Genomic DNA, 16,894 nt, shown 5'->3' with positions numbered 1-16,894 from the left:
CGGGCGTCACGTCCGCCAGCGTGGGGGCATGGGCATCCGCATCGATCCGACCCTCGAGTTCGTCTGGCGCGACCCGACCACCGTCCAGCTCGGGGTCGATCCGCCGCGCGCCGTCGTACCGGTCCCGAGCACGGCCGAGGAACGGTTCCTGTGCGCACTCCGTCGCGAGACCGGCCGTGACGCGCTCTCCGGGGTCGCCGCGGCGAGCGGGTGTCCGCCCGGTCTCGCCGCGCGCGTCCTCGGGGACGCCTCGCCCGCGGTCGTCGACGTCCTGCCGGAACCGCTGGCCCGGGTCGAGGTGCACGGCACCGGGACCCTGCCGGACGCGGTCGCCGAACTGCTCTCGGGCGAGGGCGTCACGGTCGCACGCACGACGGCGCCGCGGGGCGGACCGGTGACCGTCCCCGACCCGGATCCCCAGCTCGCCGTGGTGGTTGCCGACCACGTCGTCGACCCGGCGGTCCGCGCGGCCTGGACCCGGCGGGGCACCGCGCACCTGCCGGTCGTCGTCGGGGACGGACGCGTGCGCCTCGGGCCGTTCGTCGTCCCGGGTGCCGGGCCGTGCCTCCAGTGCGTCGAGTACGCGCACGTCGACGACGACCCGTGCTGGCCGGCCATCGCGGCGCAGGTGTGGGGCCGCCCCGCGGCACCGCTCTCGCCCTACCGGATCGCGGCGGTCGCGGCGGCGGCGACCCGGATGCTCCTCGAACGGCTGCCCTCACGCACCCAGCACCCCGGTCCGGACCAGCTGGTCTTCGAGCGCGACGACCTGTCGGTCAGTCGGCTCCAGGTGACGTTCCATCCGCGCTGTTCGTGCCGAGCGCTGCCAGGAACCGACTCGCCACCCGGGCTCCCCCACGCGTGGAACCCTGTCGCGACCACGTGACCGTCACCGACCGGCGGGCACGGGTCAGCCCGACGTAGAAGAGCCGGCGTTCCTCGTCGATCTCGGCGTCGGTGGTGGCGTAGGAGATCGGGAGCAGCCCCTCGGCCGCACCGATCACCAGGACGTGCGGCCACTCCAGACCCTTGGACGAGTGCAGCGTGGCGAGGGTCACGGCGTCCAGCTCCGGCTCGTGGTGCGTCGCGGCACGGTCCACCAGGTCCTGCGTGAACTGCTGCATCGTCGTGCCAGCCGGCGCGTCCTCGGCGAGGCCCATGATCGCCTGCAGCGCTTCCCACTGCTCGCGCACGGCGCCGGTGCCCTCCGGTGGCGTCGGCGTCCACCCGCTCACCTGCAGCACGAGGCCGACCCGCCGGGTGAGCTCGTCGTCGGTCTGCCGGACGGCCTCGCCCCGCATGTGGTGCACCGCGAGCTTCACCTCGGGGCGGTCGAAGAAGCGCGTGCCGCCCTGGACCCGGAACGGGATGCCCGCGCGTCCGAGCGCCGACTCGACCGCGGCGGCCTGGGCACCGAGCCGGTAGAGCACCGCGACGTCCCCGTAGGACGCGCCCGAGGCCGGGTCGGCGACCAGCGACGCGATGGTCCGGGCGACCGTCTGCGCCTCGTCGCCGTCGTGCACGCACGCCACCACCTCGGGCCGTGGTCCGGGCTCCGTGCGCTGCGCGACGAGGTCGAGGGCGCCCGGTTGGCCGCGCATGAGTGCGTTCGCTGCGTGCACCACCTCGCGCGTGGAGCGGTAGTTCCGCTCGAGCCGCAGCACGGATCCGCGGGGGAACTCCGAGCCGAAGCCGAGCAGGTAGCGACTCGACGCCCCCGCGAACGAGTAGATCGTCTGGCTGGCGTCGCCGACGACGCAGACGTCGTCCCGGCCGCCGAGCCACGCGCGCAGCAGGTCGTGCTGCACGGGCGAGACGTCCTGGTACTCGTCCACGACGAAGAAGCGGTACTGCTGCCGGACGTACGACGCCACCCGGGGTTCGGACTCCACCATGCCGAGCGTCGCGAGCAGGACGTCCTCGAAGTCGAGCTGCCGCCGGTCGTCCTTGAGCTGCTCGTACGCGCGCATGAGGTCGAGGACCCGGCGCGGCGGGGTGTCACGCGGCATGACCCGTTCGGCCGCCGCGGCCTCGTACTCGTCGTACGAGAGCATCTGGACCTTCCGCCACTCGACCTCGCCGGCCAGGTCGCGGAGCGTCGGGGTGTCCACCCGCAGGCCGACCGTGTCCGCCGCGTGCGCGATCATCCGGCCCTTGGACTCGACGATCTTCGGGGCGTGGCCGCCGACGGTGTCCGGCCAGAAGTAGCTGAGCTGCGCCATCGCCGCGGCGTGGAACGTGCGGGCCTGCACCGTGCCCGCCCCGAGGGAGCGCAGCCGCGACCGCAGTTCGCCGGCCGCCCGGGTGGTGAAGGTCAGGGCGAGGACGTGGTTCGGCGCGTAGGTGCCGGTGGCGACGCCGTACGCGATGCGGTGCGTGATGGCGCGGGTCTTGCCGGTGCCGGCGCCGGCGAGGACGGCCACGGGACCGAGCAGGGTCCGGGCGACGGTGCGCTGTTCGGCGTCGAGGGCGGCGAGGAGCTCGTCCGGCGACGGCGGTCGGAGCGGCTCGGCCCCGGCCCCGGCCCCGGCGGCGGCGCTGCTCACGGCAGGTCCAGCGGCCCGCCGTACCACTCTTCGATGATGGCGCGGGCGATCGACGTCTTCCCCGGCAAGAGCAGGGTGTCGCCCGCACGCTCCCGGATCTCGTCGCGCGAGAACCACCGGACGTCGAGGATCTCCACGCCGTCCGGCCGGGCCGTCGTCGGGTCCCCGTCCACCGCACGGGCGCGGAAGCCGAGCATGAGCGACGCCGGGAACGGCCACGGCTGCGAGCCGAGGTACTCGGGTTCCTCGACGCGGACGCCGGACTCCTCCCAGACCTCGCGCCGGACGGCGTCCTCGAGCGACTCCCCCGGCTCGACGAAGCCCGCGAGCAGCGAGTACCGGTCCGCGTCCCACGCCGCGTTCGACCCCAGCAGGATCCGGTCGTCGGCGTCGGTGACCCCGACGATGATCGCCGCGTCGGTGCGCGGGAAGTGCTCGTGTCCCTCGGGATCGCGACGCACCCAGCCGCCGGTGACCACGTCGGTCGCGGACCCGGTGCGGGGCGAGAAGCCGTGCACGGCGTGCCAGTTCGCCATCGCCACGGCCTCGACCGCGAGGCCCTGGTCGCGCGGCGACAGCTCGGTCCCGAACATCCGCAGGCTCTCCCACGCGTCGTCGGCCGGTTCGATCCGGGCAGCGGTCTCGGCGTCGAGGAACGCGGCGACGAACCGGGTGCCGGCGGGCGCATCGGGGGCGTCGGACACGGCGCGACCGAGGTACAGCGTCACCGCGTCGACCGGCACGGCATCGGCGGAGACGAAGCGGAGGGTGCCGTCGGCGTTCCGCAGCATCTCGGAGCCGCGGACGGGCAGGTACCGGGTCGACGGGTCGTCCCGCAGCACCCGGTCGAGGTCGTCCGTCGTGCGGAACTCCGCGTCGCGGTCGAGGTCGTTGCGGGAGAGGGGCAGCCTCGCGGCGAACTCGACGGTCACGGCAGGGGGCTCCTCGGGTCGGATCGGGTCGGCGGTGCGGGAGCCCGGGCTGCCGCGGGCCAGCGTGGCGCACGCTCGACCACCGGCTGCGGACCTACCCTGAGGGGCATGGCGGGATCCCAGTTCACTCTAGCCGCGTTGGCGACCACGGCCGTCTCAGGCCTCGTCGTCACGGGCGCGCGCACGCTCGGCTCGGCCGCGTCCGGGGACTACGAGTCGGCCGTCCTCCGCGACGCCGACGGCGCCTGGTCCGCGATCCGCCGCCCACGCAACCAGCGGGCCGAGGCCCGACAGTCCGCCGACCTCGTCGCGATCCGGGCGCTCAGCGCCGGGATCCGCACGCGCCTCCCGTTCGGCGTCGCCGAGTACCGCGGACAGGCGCCGATCGGCTCGACCCGCGCCATCGTCACCTCGTACCTGCCCGGGACGCACCCGAAGCTGCAGGCCCTCGTCGAACGACCGGAGCTCGCGACCAGCGTCGGCCGGGCGATCGCCGCGATCCACCAGCTGCCGACGAGCTTCGTCACCGACGCCGGTCTGCCGTCCCTCACCCCGTTCGAGGTCCTGCGCTCCGCCGTCTCCGTGATGGACCGCGCGGTCGCCACGAAGCTCGTCCCGGCGGCGCTCAAGGAGCGGTGGGAGGGCGCGGCGCGCGACCAGCAGCTCTGGCAGTTCACGCCCACCGTCGTGCACGGATCGCTCGGCACCGAGACGATCCTGGTCTCCGGCGACGACGTCTCCGGCGTCATCGACTGGGGCGAGCTGCGGCTCGGCGACCCGGCGAAGGACCTCGCATGGGTGCTCGCCGGCCGCAAGGACGCGTTCGACACCGTCCTCAGCGCGTACGAGGCGAACGGCGGCGGCCGGGACCGGCAGCTCGCGCAGCGCGCGCGGGTGCACCACGAGCTCGAGACCGCGCAGTGGCTGCTGCACGGCGTGCAGGTGAAGAGCACCGAGGTCGTCGACGACGCGGTCGCGATGATGCACCGGCTGGTGGACGCGGTCCAGACGCCGAGCGCGGCACCGCTGCAGTCGGTCTCGCCGGAGACGATGGAGATCGGCGAGGTCGAGCAGCTGCTGTCGTCGACCGAGCGTCGGCACGGCTGACGCACTCCGGCGCAGCTGACGCATCGGCGCGGCTGCCGCGTGTCGGCACGGCTGACGCGCTTCGGCGCGGCTGACGCGTGACGGCCCTGGAGGCGCGGCTCGTCCCCGCCCCGTTGCCGGCGGTCCTCCGTGCCACCGGTCCGGATCGAACCACGATTCCGACACGGAACCAGCGTCCGCGCGTGGTTCGACGTCGGATTCGTGGTTCGACCTGCGGGCCCGCGTCAGCGCGGCCGGCCGGCGCCGAGCCGGCGCCGTGCCGGCGTCAGCGCGGCTGGCCGGCGCCGGCCGGCGTCAGCCGATCGCGTCCCGCCAGGCGCGCTCGAGTCCGGCGCGGTCGAGGAGTTCGCGCGGCCGGACCTCGAGGTCGTCGGCCACGAAGTAGAACACCGCGTCGACCTCGTCGATCGGGCGCCCGGTGAACTCCGCGTAGGCGACCCGGTACAGCGCGAGCTGCAACTGCCGCTTCGCCAGGTCGTCGTCGCCCGACGGGGCCTTGCCGGTCTTCCAGTCGACGACCTCGGCCCGGCCGTCGATCTCGTACACCGCATCGAGCTTGCAGACGACGCTGTGGCCGAGGAACGGGATGTGGATCTCCCGTTCGACCTCGATCGGTGTCAGCTCCGCCCACCGCGACCGGGCGAAGGTCGCCTGGAAGTCGGCGAGCCGCCGGGCGTCGTCGTCGGTGACCGCGACGTTCGCCGAGGCGTCGACCACGTCGTCCGGGTCGAGGTCGAGTTCGTCCGGCCAGGCGTCGAGCGTCTCGAGCGAACCGCCGCTGCGGGCACGCTGCTCGACCCACTGGTGGAAGAGCGTGCCGAGGCGGGTCGCGCGGTAGGGCCGCTCGGGCATCGGGCGCCGCAGCCGCTCGGCCACGGCGTCCGGTTCGGCCAGGTAGTCCTTGAACCCGGACGCCGGGACGCGGTGCGGGACGACCACCCGGTGCCGGGCCGACCGGTTCGCGGCGCGCTCGGCGAGCAGCAGGTCGATGTCGGCGCTGAACCGACCGGCCGCCCCGGGGTTGGCGTTCCGCACGCGGTCGGCGGCGGCGACCACCCGGGCGGCGCGCTGCCCGAACGGCACGTGCGGCCAGGACTGCGTGGCCCCGGCGTCACCGAGGGGGTTCTCCTCGTGCTCGGTCGTCTCGGGGACGGCGGCGGCGTCCACGACACCGGCGTCGACGAGGTCCCGCAGGTACCGACTCGGCTCGGTGGGTCGGACCCCGCCCGCCCAGAACGAGCCGGAGACGAGCAGGTCGTGCTTCGCCCGGGTGAGCGCGACGTAGGTGAGGCGACGCTCCTCGTCCTCGTTGCGGGCCTTCACCTGTTCCTTGTAGGCGTCGATCGCGAGCGTGACGTCCTTCTGCGTGTCGTGCCCGCGCCAGTCCAGCCGCGGGAGCTCGTCGGCGTCGCCCCGGAACTCGTACGGCAGCCGACCGAAGCCGATCCACCCGGAAGAGCCCTCCAGCGGGCGGGCCGGGAGCGCACCCTCGACCAGTCGGGGAACCGCCACGGCGTCCCACTCGAGGCCCTTCGACCCGTGGATCGTCAGGATCTGCACGGTGCCGGCCTCGGGCTCCTCGGAGCGGGGACCCATGTCGTCACGACGGGCAGCGGCGTCGATCCAGCCGAGGAACGCACCGAGGTCGGCCCGGTCGTCAGTCGTCACGAAGCCCGCGAGCTCGTCGATGAAGGCGTCGAGGAACGCCCCGCTCCCCTGCTCGTGCGCGGCGACCTCGATGTCGAGCCGCATCTCCTGCACGACGAGTGTGACGAAGTCGACGAGGTCGCCACTGGCCCGGGACCGGAGCGCCTGGAGCTGGCGGCCGAGGTCGCGCATCCGGAGGCGTCCGGTCTCGCTGATGTCGGCGAGCGCGCCGTGCTCGTCCGGGGCGGTGGCGACGAAGTCGAGGGCGTCGACGATCGAGCCGTGCTCCCCCGCGGCGACCGATGCCCGGAAGGCTGCGGTGACGTCGTCGTCGAGTCGCTGCTGGGTGTGGTCGCGGCCGAACAGCCAGCGGGCCAGGGCGTGCAGGGCGGCGATGTCCGCGGCGCCGATCCGCCACCGGGCGCCGGCGAGCAGCCGGATGAGGTCATTGCCGGCGGCGGGGTCGTGCAGCACGCGGAGGCACGCGACGAGGTCGACGATCTCCGGCCGCTGCAGGAGTCCGCCGGTGCCGAGCACGTGGAACGGCACGCGACGGTCGCCGAGGGCGGCGGTGAACGCGGCGAGGTCCTTCCGCGAGCGCAGCAGGAGCGCCATCGACCCCGTCGGGTCAGAGGCGCGGCGCGCGGCGAACCACTCCGCCACGGCGGCGGCCTCGTCCGGGAGCGTCTCCGGGAACACGGCGTGGACCGTCCCGGCGTCCGCCCCGGGTCGGGGGACGAGGCGCTCGACGTCGACCTCGGACGCCTCGGACAGGGGCGCGACGACGGCGTTGGCGCCGGCGAGGACGTCGACCGGGTTCCGCCAGCTGGTGGAGAGCGCGAAGGTGACGGGGCGTGCGGCGCCGTCGTCGGACGTCCCACCGAAGTCGCGCGGGAACCGGGCGAGGTTGGCGGCACTCGCCCCGCGGAACCCGTAGATCGACTGGTGGGGATCACCGACCGCCATCACCGGGTGCCCACGGAAGAGCCGGGCGAGGAACCGCGTCTGCACGACCGAGGTGTCCTGGTACTCGTCGAGGAGCACCACGCCGTACCGCTGCCCGAGGTCGGTGACGACGCGCGGTGCCGACTCGGCCGCGGCGAGGGCGAGGGCGATCTGGTCGGAGAACTCCACGAACCCGCGGTCCACCTTCTGCCGACGGAACTCCTCCACCAGGTCGACGAGGGGTTCGAGGGCACCGATCGCGGCGACGGCGTCGGTGATCGCCTTGTACGCGCCACCGCGGGCGTTCCCCGGCAGCTGGAGCAGCTCGGCGAACTCGATCGCGAACCGACGCAACCGCTCCGGTTCGACGAGGTGCTCGGACACCGCGCCGGCGAGCGAGACGACCGCGGCGGTCACGGTGTCGACGTCGCGGTCGAGCCCGGCCAGCCGGTCGTCCCGCGCCGCGACGACGACCCGGCGCGCGAGCTGCCAGGCGGACGGTTCGGTGAGCACCTGGGACTCGCCGTCGCGGCCGACGAGCAGGGCGTTCTCGCGGAAGACCGAGTTGGCGAACGCGTTGTAGGTGGACACCGTCGGCGCTTCGAACGCGTCACCGGCCTCGAGCAGCCCGACGTCCTCGAGCGCGCGGATGCGGTCGTTGATGCGGACCGACAGCTCGCCGGCGGCCTTGCGGGTGAAGGTCAGGCCGAGGATGCCGTCGGGGCGGACCATCCCGTTCGCGAGCAGCCAGACGACCCGCGACGCCATCGTCTCGGTCTTCCCGCTGCCGGCTCCCGCGACGACGAGCGCCGGAGTGAGCGGGGACTCGATGACGGCGCGCTGCTGCGCCGTGGGGCGCGGGCGTCCGAGGGCGTCGGCGATCGCGTCGGCGTCGTGCCGGGGCGGCTCGACGCGCTCGGGGCCGGCGGTGCGGGCACCGTCGGGGCCGAGCAGCTGTTCCTCGTTCACCAGGTCACCTCACCCACGACGTGGATCCGGCACTCGACGCCGGTCCGGGCCTTCTCGCAGTGGTCGTCGACGTTCGCCAGGAAGGTCCGTCCGGCCATGCCCGTCGCCACGGTGTGCAGCCGCTGGCGGTAGGCCTCACGCGCCTCGTCGTCGAACGCCTGCTGCGTCCGCTCGGAGTAGGCACGGCCGCTGCGGGCGTTCTGCACGAACACGAGCCGGGCATCGGCCATCGCCGAGCCGGCGGGGACCCCCTCGACCGCGCCGTCCTCGACCGCGAGCTGGTACGCGCCGAGCTGGGGGTGTTCGGGCATGTCGTTCTTCTCGCTCGGCATCGAGCGCCCGGTCTTGAGGTCGACGACGCTGACACGGCCGTCCGGGTCGACCTCGATCCGGTCGATGCTGCCGCGCATCCGTGCCGGCCCGGTGACGAGCGCGAACGAGGTCTCGGCGCCGAGCAGTCGGCGTCCGGCGCTCGCGAAGGTGCGGAGGTAGTCGCTCAGTCCCTCGATCATGCGACGGGTGCGGGCGCGTTCGCGATCGGCGATCCACGGCGACTCGAACGTCAGCTCGTCCCACCGGCCCTCGACGTGCTGCCACAGGGACTCCACGTCGACGGCGGTGGCGTGCTCCATGGTCTCGTGCACGATCGTCCCGATGCCCATCGCGGGGCTCGGGGCGCTGCCGCCGAAGGTCTGCACGAACCAGTGCACGGGGCACTCCTCGAAGGTGCCGATGCGGGAGGGCGAGACCGACACGGTCGGGGGCACGGGCTCGCCGCCCTCGTGCTCGGGTGCCGGCTCGGCGTCGAGGTCGACGAGCGGGTCGTCGGTCGAGGGCTCGGCGAGCCCGTACCAGTCGTCCGGAGCGGCGCCGGGGACCTCGGCCTCGGCCAGGCGTGCGAGCGCGGACGCGGCCTCGTGGTCGCCCGAGGCCACCACGCGCCGACGGAGCGACCCGGCGAGGCCGCGCAGGGACAGCGGGTGCACGGTCGGCTGCCGGTCGGGCGGCACGGGCACGAGGCGGACGAACGGCGAGGGCGACTCGTCGTCGTTCGCCACCGTCCCGATGATCACCTGGGTGGTGGCGCGGGACACCGCACGGGCGAACAGGCGGAGTTCGTCGGCGATCACGGCGGCGCGGTCGTCGATGGTCTCGTGGTCGATCCCCGCGGCGGCACGGACCAGGCCGTCGGGGTCGAGCAGGCTGCCCCGTACCCGGGTGTTCGGCCAGACGCCGTCCTGCAGCCCGAGCACCACGACGACGTCGCACTCGAGCCCGATCGTGGCCGAGGGGGTGAGCACGCGGACCCGGCCGGCGGTGCGGTCGGGGCCGATCGAGTCCTCGGGCAGGTCGGCGCCGAGCAGGTCGTCGACGAACACCCGCGCGGGGGCGTCCGGCGTCCGCTCGACGAACCGCTTCGCCGCGGTGAACAGCCCGACCACGGCGTCGAGGTGCCGGTCGGCCTCGGCCGCACCGACCCCGCCGGCAGCCGACTGGCCGCCCCAGGCGCCGGCGAGCCCGCTCCGTTCCCAGAGGCCCCAGAGGATCTCCTCGATGCTCGCACCGGACTCGGCGTCCTGGTGCGCCTGCACCAGGCTCCGTGCGAGCCGCGTCGCGCGTCGGGCGAACCCGGCGTCGACGGTCGCCAGGCGCTCGGGCGCCCCGAGGGCGTCCACGAGGAGTTCGTCGGCCGTGCGGGTACCGCCACCGGCCAGTTCTTCCCGCCGCAGCGCGAGGCGGAGTCGCCGCATCGCCAGGGTGTCAAGCCCGCCGAGCGGCCCGGTCGCGAAGGACGTGGCGAGCACCGGGTCGAGCGGGAGGACCCCGAGCGCGACGGCCGAGGCGTCGAGCAGGGACCGCGCCGCGGTGTCGTCGCGGGGTCGGACGGGCGCGGCCCCGGCGGTCGCGGGGACCTCGGCCACGGAGAGCGCGCGGACGAGCTCGGGGATCGCGGCACCGCTGCGGGTGACGACGGCCATCCGGTGCCACGGGACGCCGTCGAGCAGCCGGTGTTCGCGGAGCCGCCGGGCGATCGCGACGACGAGCGCGGCACGGCTCGCGCCCTCGAGGTGCACGACGGCATCGGGGCGGGCGTCCGCCGTGGTCGCCACGGCGGTGCGCTGCCGTCCGGCCGCGGCGGCACCGATGCGCGCCGTGATGCCGGAGACGAGGGCGCGGACGGGTGCCGCGTGCCGGTGCACCGTGCCGAGGACCAGCTCGTCGACGCGGTCCACACCGAGCCGGGAGGCCAGGCGGCCGAGCACGTCGGGCTCGGCCCCGCGGAACGCCGACGCGGCGATGTCGGGGTCACCGAAGGCGACGATCTGCACGCCGGAGCGGGCGAGCGCCCCGAGCAGCGCGATCTCCCCCTCGACGAGCTCCTGCGTGTCGTCGACCACGACGAGGCGCAGCGCGGCGACGCTCGCCGGGACCTGCCCCCGCAGGACGGCGGCCGTGGCGTAGGCGACGAGTTCGGCGGCGTCGAGGCTGGTGGCCCGGAACGAGGTCACGGCGGCGCGGTACTCGTCGACGAAGTCCCCGACGGCCCGCCACTCCGGACGCCCGGTGTCGTCCCCGAGTTCGCGCATGTCCTCGGGTTCCACGCCCGCGGCGACCGCCCGCATCATGACGTCGCGCAGGGCGGTGCGGAAACCGGCGCGTTCGCGGACGACGGCGGTGATCGGTGCCGGCCAGTCCGGACCCGTGCCGTCGGTCTCGTGCCCGTCGAGCAGGTCGGCGATGATGCGGTCCTGCTCGCCACCGGTCAGCAGGGTCGGGGTCTCGAGGCCCTGGACGGCCGCGGCGTGCGCGACGAGCTGGAAGGCCAGCGAGTTCACCGTCCGTGCGAGTGCACCCGGCATCACCCGGTCGACCGAGGCGGCGAGTCGGTCGCGGAGCGCGGTCGCGGCCGTGCGGGCGCTCGTCAGGGCGAGGACGGTGGTGTGACCGTCGGGCGAGATCGCGTCGTCGCGCGTGAGCCGTGCTGCCACCAGCCGCGACAGCGTGGTCGTCTTGCCGGTGCCCGGTGCGCCGATGACCGCGGCGTGCCGGCCGTCCGGCAGCGCGAGCACGGCGGCCTGCGACGGGTCGGACGCCAACGCCCGCGCGACGCCCGTGGCCTCGGGTGCGGGCGTGAGCGTCGTCTGGGGCACCCTCGTACGGTAACCGCAGCGACCGACAGTGCGCCTGCGGCGAACGCCCGATGGCCGTCGGGGCCGCTCGGATACGCTGTGCTCGTGGACATCAAGATCGGCATCACCAACAGCCCGCGCGAGATCGCGTTCGAGACCGCCCAGACCGCCGACGAGATCGAGAAGGCCGTCGCGGCCGCGCTCGACGACAAGGCGACGCACCTCTCGCTGCAGGACGACAAGGGCCGTCGGTTCATCGTCCCCGTCGCGTCCCTCGCCTACGTCGAGGTCGGCGCGGAGGAGTCCCGTCGCATCGGTTTCGTCGCCTGACGTGGAGCTGCTCTTCGCGGTCCTCGGCGGGCTGATCCTCGGGGCCGTCGCGCACGTGGTCCTGCCGTGGCGGTCGAGCCGTGGCTCCCTGCTCGGCCCCGCGGTCGGCGGCATCGTCGCCGCGGTGCTGTGGGAGGCCCTGACCTGGGCCGGCTGGCAGTACGACGCGACCTGGATCTGGGTCGTCGCCCTGGTCGGTGCCGGTGTGGTCGCCCTCGTCGCTGAGTGGGTCCTCGGCAAGCGCCGTGCGGCTGCCGACGCGGCGTACTACGAGCGCGTCAAGGCCTCCGGCGCCTGACCCGGGGGCCGTCAGGCCGTCAGGCCGAGCGCGTCCATGCGCCGCGTGTGCGCAGCGATGAGCTCGGTCCAGACCGGCTCGAGCCGTTCCTGGTCCTCACGCGCGTGCGATGCGAGCGCCGACCGGGCCACGAGCAACGTGTCCCCGACGAGCCGCCGCCCCCACATCGCCAGTCGCGACCCGACCTGCGGGTCCTCGGCGATGCGTTCGGTGAGCTCCTCGACGACGGCGGCTTCCTCACGCGCGTCGAACACGGTCTTCAGGCGCTGCCGGACCTCGGCCGGGAGCGACCGGAGCAGCGAGCCGAACAGGTCGTTGAGGATCCCCGCGGTGACGTAGCCCGTGAGCATCGACTCGTACCAGTCCGCGCCGCTCGTGCGCTCGAGGAACAGGTCGATCGCCTCGCGGTGGGGGGCCATCAGCGCAGCCGGGTCACCGCCGGTCCGTTCGATCTCGGCGACGATGGCGCGGTGCCGCTCGAGCGCCGTCGTCGCGAGCACGCCCGTGACGAGCCGGCCGGACAGGGTCGGCGCACCGGCCCCGGCGCGGCCCATCGTCTCGTAGAGCGAGAGTTCGAGGTACGCCGCCTGGCCCAGGTAGACGTCCAGCTCGGGGCTGACGTCGTCGAGCTGCAGACGTTCCACGGGCGAGGCGTTCCGCGGGTTCCGCGACGCGAGCCACGCGGACGCGAGCTCCGCCGCGCGCTTCCGGTTCCACCACGACACCACGGCTCCAGCATAGGGGCCTGGAGAACCGAGCCCGACCCGCCGGTAGACTGGTCGGGACTTCCACCAGAACTAAGGTGATTCTTTGACTTTCGCAGACCTCTCCATCGAGCAGGACATCGTCGACGCGCTCGCGACGAAGGGCATCCTCGAGCCCTTCCCGATCCAGCAGCAGACGATCCCGCTCGCCCTCACCGGCCAGGACATCATCGGCCAGGCCAAGACGGGTACGGGCAAGACCTTCGGCTTCGGCCTCCCCCTCATCCAGCGCCTCGGAGCCGACCCGGCGCCCGGCGTCAAGGCCCTCGTCGTCGTGCCGACCCGCGAACTCGCGGTCCAGGTGACCGAGGACCTCGAGCTCGCCACCTCGAACCGCCCGACGACCATCGCGGCGATCTACGGCGGCAAGGCCTACGAGGGGCAGATCGAGCAGCTCAAGGCCGGCGCCCAGATCGTCGTCGGCACCCCCGGGCGCCTGATCGACCTGCAGCGCCAGCGCCTGCTCGACCTGTCGCACGTGCAGGAGGTCGTCCTCGACGAGGCCGACCGCATGCTCGACCTCGGGTTCCTGTCGGACATCGAGCGCATCTTCCAGGCCATCCCCGAGGTGCGGCACACGATGCTGTTCTCGGCGACGATGCCCGCGCCGATCGTGGCGCTCGCCCGCCGCTTCATGAGCCGCCCGGTGCACATCCGCGCGACCGACCCCGACGAGGGTCTGATGCAGGCGAACATCAAGCACCTCATCTACCGCGCGCACTCGCTCGACAAGGACGAGGTCATCGCCCGCATCCTGCAGGCCGAGGGGCGAGGCAAGACCGTGATCTTCACCCGCACGAAGCGCGCCGCCGCGAAGCTCGTCGAGGAGCTCAAGGACCGCGGGTTCAACGCCGCAGCGGTGCACGGCGACCTCAACCAGGAGCAGCGCGAGCGTGCCATGGCCGCCTTCAAGGCCGGCAAGCGTGACGTGCTGATCGCCACCGACGTCGCGGCCCGCGGCATCGACGTGGACGACGTCACGCACGTGATCAACCACACCATCCCGGACGACCCGGACACCTACCTGCACCGTGCCGGGCGCACCGGCCGTGCGGGCAAGACCGGCATCGCGGTCACGTTCGTCGACTGGGACGACCTGCACAAGTGGACGCTGATCGACAAGGCGCTCGAGTTCGGCATCCCCGAGCCCGTCGAGACCTACTCGTCGTCGCCGCACCTGTTCGAGGAACTCGACATCCCGGCCGGCACCAAGGGCCGTCTGCCCGGCGCTTCGGCGCACGCGGCATCGGCCGGCGGCCCCGCCGAGAAGCAGTCGGGCGACCGTCCGCGCAGCGGCTCGCGTCCGCCCCGCACCCGGACGCGGTCCGGCTCGGGTTCGGCATCCGGTTCCGGCAACGGCTCGGGAGGCGCGGCACGGTCCGCCTCGCAGCCTGCGGACGCCGAGTCCCCGGCCCAGTCCGGTGGTGCCGAGGGCGCACCGGCCGACGGTTCGACCGACGGCGCCGCGAAGCGTCGTCGTCGGCGTCGCCGCCGCGGGAGCGGCAGCGGCTCGTCCGAGGCGACCGCCTCGGCGCCGCAGGGGTCGTCGGACGGCGAGTAGCGCCTCCAGGCCGTCACCGAAGGGTCCGTCGCCGACGCGACGGGCCCTTCGTCGTGTGCGGGCCGCGCCGGGCGGGGGCCGCGCCGGGCCGGAGTCGCCTGCCGCACAAGCGACAGACTCCCGCGAACGTTCCGCGGCATCCCGTCGCTTTGGCGGCCCGGTCGGAGCAACCAGCGCGAAGACTGTCGCTTTGACGTCGTTGACTTGACGTCGTTGACGCCCGGTCGGCCGCTCTCAGGCCAGGCGGGAGCCCGCGCCGACGACGGGCGCGCTGCCGGTCGCCTCGGAGCGGATGGCGTCGAAGGCTGCCAACGCCGTGCGGTGCTCGCCCAGCCGGTTCGGCTTGCCCGTGCCGTGGTAGTCGCTCGACCCGGTGACGAACAGGCCGTACCGCGTCGCCCAGTCGAGCAGGGTGCGCTTGCCGTGCGCGAGGTTCTCGCGGTGGTCGACCTCGAGCCCACCGAGCCCGGCCTCGACCAGTTCGCGGAGCATCGGCTCGTCGATCACGATCCCCCGCGACGACGCGGCGGGATGGGCGATGACGGGGACGCCGCCGGCCTGTCGGATGAGCTCGACGCCCCGGAGCGGGGACGGCGCCTCGTGCGGCTCGTAGTACCCGGACGCCGGGTGCAGGATCCCCCGGAACGCCGCGCTGCGGTCGGCCTCGAGCCCGCGGGCGACGAGGGCGTCGGCGATGTGCGGGCGGCCGATCGTGGCCCCGTCGCGGGACTGCGCGAGCACGTCGTCCCAGGTGATCGGGTGGTCGCGGCCGATGCGGTCGACCATCCGGCGGGCCCGCGCGAGGCGTCCGTCGCGGATCCGTTCGGTCTCGGCGACGAGCGCCGGGTCGGCGGGGTCGACCAGGTAGCCGAGCACGTGCACGCTGCGGTAGCCGACGCGGGTGCTCAGTTCGAGACCCGGGAGGAGCGTGACCGGCAGGTCGCGGACGGTCGCCGTGGCCTCGTCCCACCCCGCGGTCGTGTCGTGGTCCGTCAGCGCAACGGCGTCCAGTCCGGCGGCTGCTGCCGCCCGGACGAGGTCCGCGGGTCGCTCGGTGCCGTCGGAGACGCTCGAGTGCGCGTGCAGGTCGATGAACGGATCGGGCACGTCGACAATGCTATCCACAGGTGAGCGGGCGCACAGGCCGCGGAGCGACGGGCGGTGCGATGATGGGTGCATGTCCGACACCACGCCCCGCGCGACGAGCAACCGTTCCACCACCCCCGGATCCTCGACGTTCAAGGACTACATCGGCTCGCAGTGGGCCGATCGTGACCGTCCGCTGCCCGACCCCCGCGAGCAGGCCGCCTTCGCTGCCGAGCGCCGCGCAAAGCTCTCCGAGCTGCACCCGGGCCGGACGATCGTCGTACCGGCCGGCCAGGCCAAGGTGCGGTCGAATGACTGCGACTACCCGTTCCGCCCGCACTCCGCGTTCGCGCACCTGACCGGCTGGGGCACCGACACCGTCGTCGGCTCCGTGCTCGTCATGACGCCGAACGGCTCCGGGCACGACGCCACGCTGTACTTCCGCGCGACCGCCGGCCGCGACTCCGAGGAGTTCTACGCCAACCCCGAGATCGGGGAGTTCTGGGTCGGCCCGCGCCCCTCGCTGGACGAGGTCGCGGCGGACCTCGGTCTCGCGACGGCCGACCTCGGCGCGTTCGACGCCGTGCGCGCCGGACTCGACGCCTCGGCCCTCGTCGTGCGCGACGCCGACACTGACCTCACCCGTGGGCTCGACGACCGGCTCGGCAGCGCCGTCGGTGGCGCGCCCGAGGCCGACGGCGTGCCCGCGACGGACGACGCCCTCGCCCGTGACCTCTCCGAGCTGCGCCTCGTGAAGGACGCGTACGAGGTCAACGAGCTCCGCAAGGCCGTGAACGCGACCAAGGCCGGCTTCGACGACGTCATCGCCGACTTCGACGCGGTCCTGGCGCACCCCCGCGGCGAGCGCATCGTCGAGGGCACGTTCAACCGCCGTGCCCGTGCCGACGGCAACACCGTGGGCTACGACACGATCGCCGCCTCCGGCCACCACGCCTGCATCCTGCACTGGACCCGCAACGACGGCGCCGTCGAGCCGGGCGACCTGATCCTCATCGACGCCGGGGTCGAGGTCGACTCGTTCTACACGGCTGACATCACCCGCACGCTCCCGGTGAGCGGCACCTTCACCGACGTGCAGCGCCTCGTGTACGAAGCCGTGCTCGAAGCGGCGGACGCGGCCTTCGCCATCGTGAAGCCCGGCATCACCTTCCGTCAGGTGCACGCCACCGCGATGGAGGTCATCGCCCGCAAGACCGCCGAATGGGGCTTCCTGCCCGGCAGCGCCGAGGAATCGCTCCAGCAGGACAACCAGTTCCACCGTCGCTACATGGTGCACGGCACGAGCCACCACCTCGGCCTCGACGTGCACGACTGCGCGAAGGCCCGGCGTGAGATGTACATCGACGGCACCGTGCAGGCCGGCATGGTCTTCACGATCGAGCCCGGCCTGTACTTCCAGCAGGACGACCTCACCGTGCCCGAGGAGTTCCGCGGCATCGGCGTCCGCATCGAGGACGACATCCTCGTGACCGAGGACGGCGCCGAGAACCTGTCCGTCGGCATCCCCCGGACCCCCTCGGAAGTGGAGGGGTGGATCGCCCGCTCCGGCCGCTAGCC

The 16,894-nt window shown here is 73.8% G+C and carries 12 protein-coding genes; 6 read left to right on the top strand and 6 right to left on the bottom strand.

The annotated features are described in order from the left end of the window. The first annotated feature begins 28 nt into the window (after window positions 1–28). Entirely contained in the window at window positions 29–886 is an 858-nt protein-coding gene (locus BIV03_RS19050; protein WP_139201877.1) for a hypothetical protein, read from the top strand. On the opposite strand, the gene BIV03_RS05925 is transcribed toward BIV03_RS19050, so the two are convergent. After that, complete coding sequence (locus BIV03_RS05925; RefSeq protein ID WP_083403230.1) at window positions 777–2,546, bottom strand: ATP-dependent helicase; 1,770 nt, start codon at window positions 2,544–2,546, stop codon at window positions 777–779. The genes BIV03_RS19050 and BIV03_RS05925 overlap by 110 nt on opposite strands. Continuing rightward, a complete protein-coding gene (gene nudC, locus BIV03_RS05920) occupies window positions 2,543–3,478 on the bottom strand; it encodes an NAD(+) diphosphatase (RefSeq protein WP_071294993.1) in 936 nt (311 codons plus the stop codon). The genes BIV03_RS05925 and nudC overlap by 4 nt, the downstream gene beginning before the upstream one ends. A 108-nt stretch (window positions 3,479–3,586) precedes the next feature. Here nudC and BIV03_RS05915 point away from each other — a divergent pair, with 108 nt between their 5' ends. Continuing rightward, window positions 3,587–4,585 carry a phosphotransferase gene (locus tag BIV03_RS05915; RefSeq protein WP_071294992.1) on the top strand — a complete coding sequence of 333 codons (999 nt, stop codon included), beginning with the start codon at window positions 3,587–3,589 and terminating at the stop codon, window positions 4,583–4,585. Window positions 4,586–4,879: 294 nt separating this feature from the next. Here the strand turns inward: BIV03_RS05915 and BIV03_RS05910 are convergent, their stop codons facing one another. Together BIV03_RS05910 and BIV03_RS05905 are read right to left on the bottom strand one after the other, a co-directional pair. After that, window positions 4,880–8,146: an ATP-dependent DNA helicase gene (locus BIV03_RS05910; protein WP_254790755.1), complete on the bottom strand. Its 3,267-nt coding sequence runs from the start codon at window positions 8,144–8,146 to the stop codon at window positions 4,880–4,882. Further along, the gene (locus BIV03_RS05905) at window positions 8,143–11,298 is read right to left on the bottom strand and encodes a UrvD/REP family ATP-dependent DNA helicase (protein ID WP_175475736.1); all 3,156 of its coding nucleotides are present in this window, start codon (window positions 11,296–11,298) and stop codon (window positions 8,143–8,145) included. The genes BIV03_RS05910 and BIV03_RS05905 overlap by 4 nt, the downstream gene beginning before the upstream one ends. A gap of 84 nt (window positions 11,299–11,382) precedes the next feature. Between BIV03_RS05905 and BIV03_RS05900 the strand changes: the two genes are divergently transcribed. Both BIV03_RS05900 and BIV03_RS05895 read left to right on the top strand, forming a co-directional pair. After that, a complete protein-coding gene (locus BIV03_RS05900) occupies window positions 11,383–11,607 on the top strand; it encodes a DUF3107 domain-containing protein (RefSeq protein ID WP_070419176.1) in 225 nt (74 codons plus the stop codon). Between the two features lies 1 nt (window position 11,608). Then, window positions 11,609–11,905 (top strand): hypothetical protein, encoded by a 297-nt coding sequence (locus BIV03_RS05895; RefSeq protein ID WP_071294991.1) that lies wholly within the window; start codon window positions 11,609–11,611, stop codon window positions 11,903–11,905. An 11-nt stretch (window positions 11,906–11,916) separates the two neighbouring features. On the opposite strand, the gene BIV03_RS05890 is transcribed toward BIV03_RS05895, so the two are convergent. Continuing rightward, window positions 11,917–12,633: a ferritin-like fold-containing protein gene (locus BIV03_RS05890; protein WP_070416686.1), complete on the bottom strand. Its 717-nt coding sequence runs from the start codon at window positions 12,631–12,633 to the stop codon at window positions 11,917–11,919. Window positions 12,634–12,715: 82 nt separating this feature from the next. Between BIV03_RS05890 and BIV03_RS05885 the strand changes: the two genes are divergently transcribed. Continuing rightward, window positions 12,716–14,230: a DEAD/DEAH box helicase gene (locus BIV03_RS05885; RefSeq protein WP_071294990.1), complete on the top strand. Its 1,515-nt coding sequence runs from the start codon at window positions 12,716–12,718 to the stop codon at window positions 14,228–14,230. Window positions 14,231–14,464: 234 nt separating this feature from the next. On the opposite strand, the gene BIV03_RS05880 is transcribed toward BIV03_RS05885, so the two are convergent. Further along, on the bottom strand, window positions 14,465–15,337 hold the full coding sequence (locus BIV03_RS05880; protein ID WP_083403228.1) for a PHP domain-containing protein: 873 nt from the start codon (window positions 15,335–15,337) through the stop codon (window positions 14,465–14,467). A gap of 70 nt (window positions 15,338–15,407) precedes the next feature. Between BIV03_RS05880 and BIV03_RS05875 the strand changes: the two genes are divergently transcribed. Next, a complete protein-coding gene (locus BIV03_RS05875; RefSeq protein ID WP_071294989.1) occupies window positions 15,408–16,892 on the top strand; it encodes an aminopeptidase P family protein in 1,485 nt (494 codons plus the stop codon). The last annotated feature ends 2 nt before the right edge of the window (window positions 16,893–16,894 follow it).

The sequence above is a fragment of the Curtobacterium sp. MCBA15_016 genome (genome assembly GCF_001865105.1).
Classification (GTDB): Bacteria; Actinomycetota; Actinomycetes; order Actinomycetales; family Microbacteriaceae; genus Curtobacterium.
This window is presented reverse-complemented; position numbering and strand designations above follow the sequence as displayed.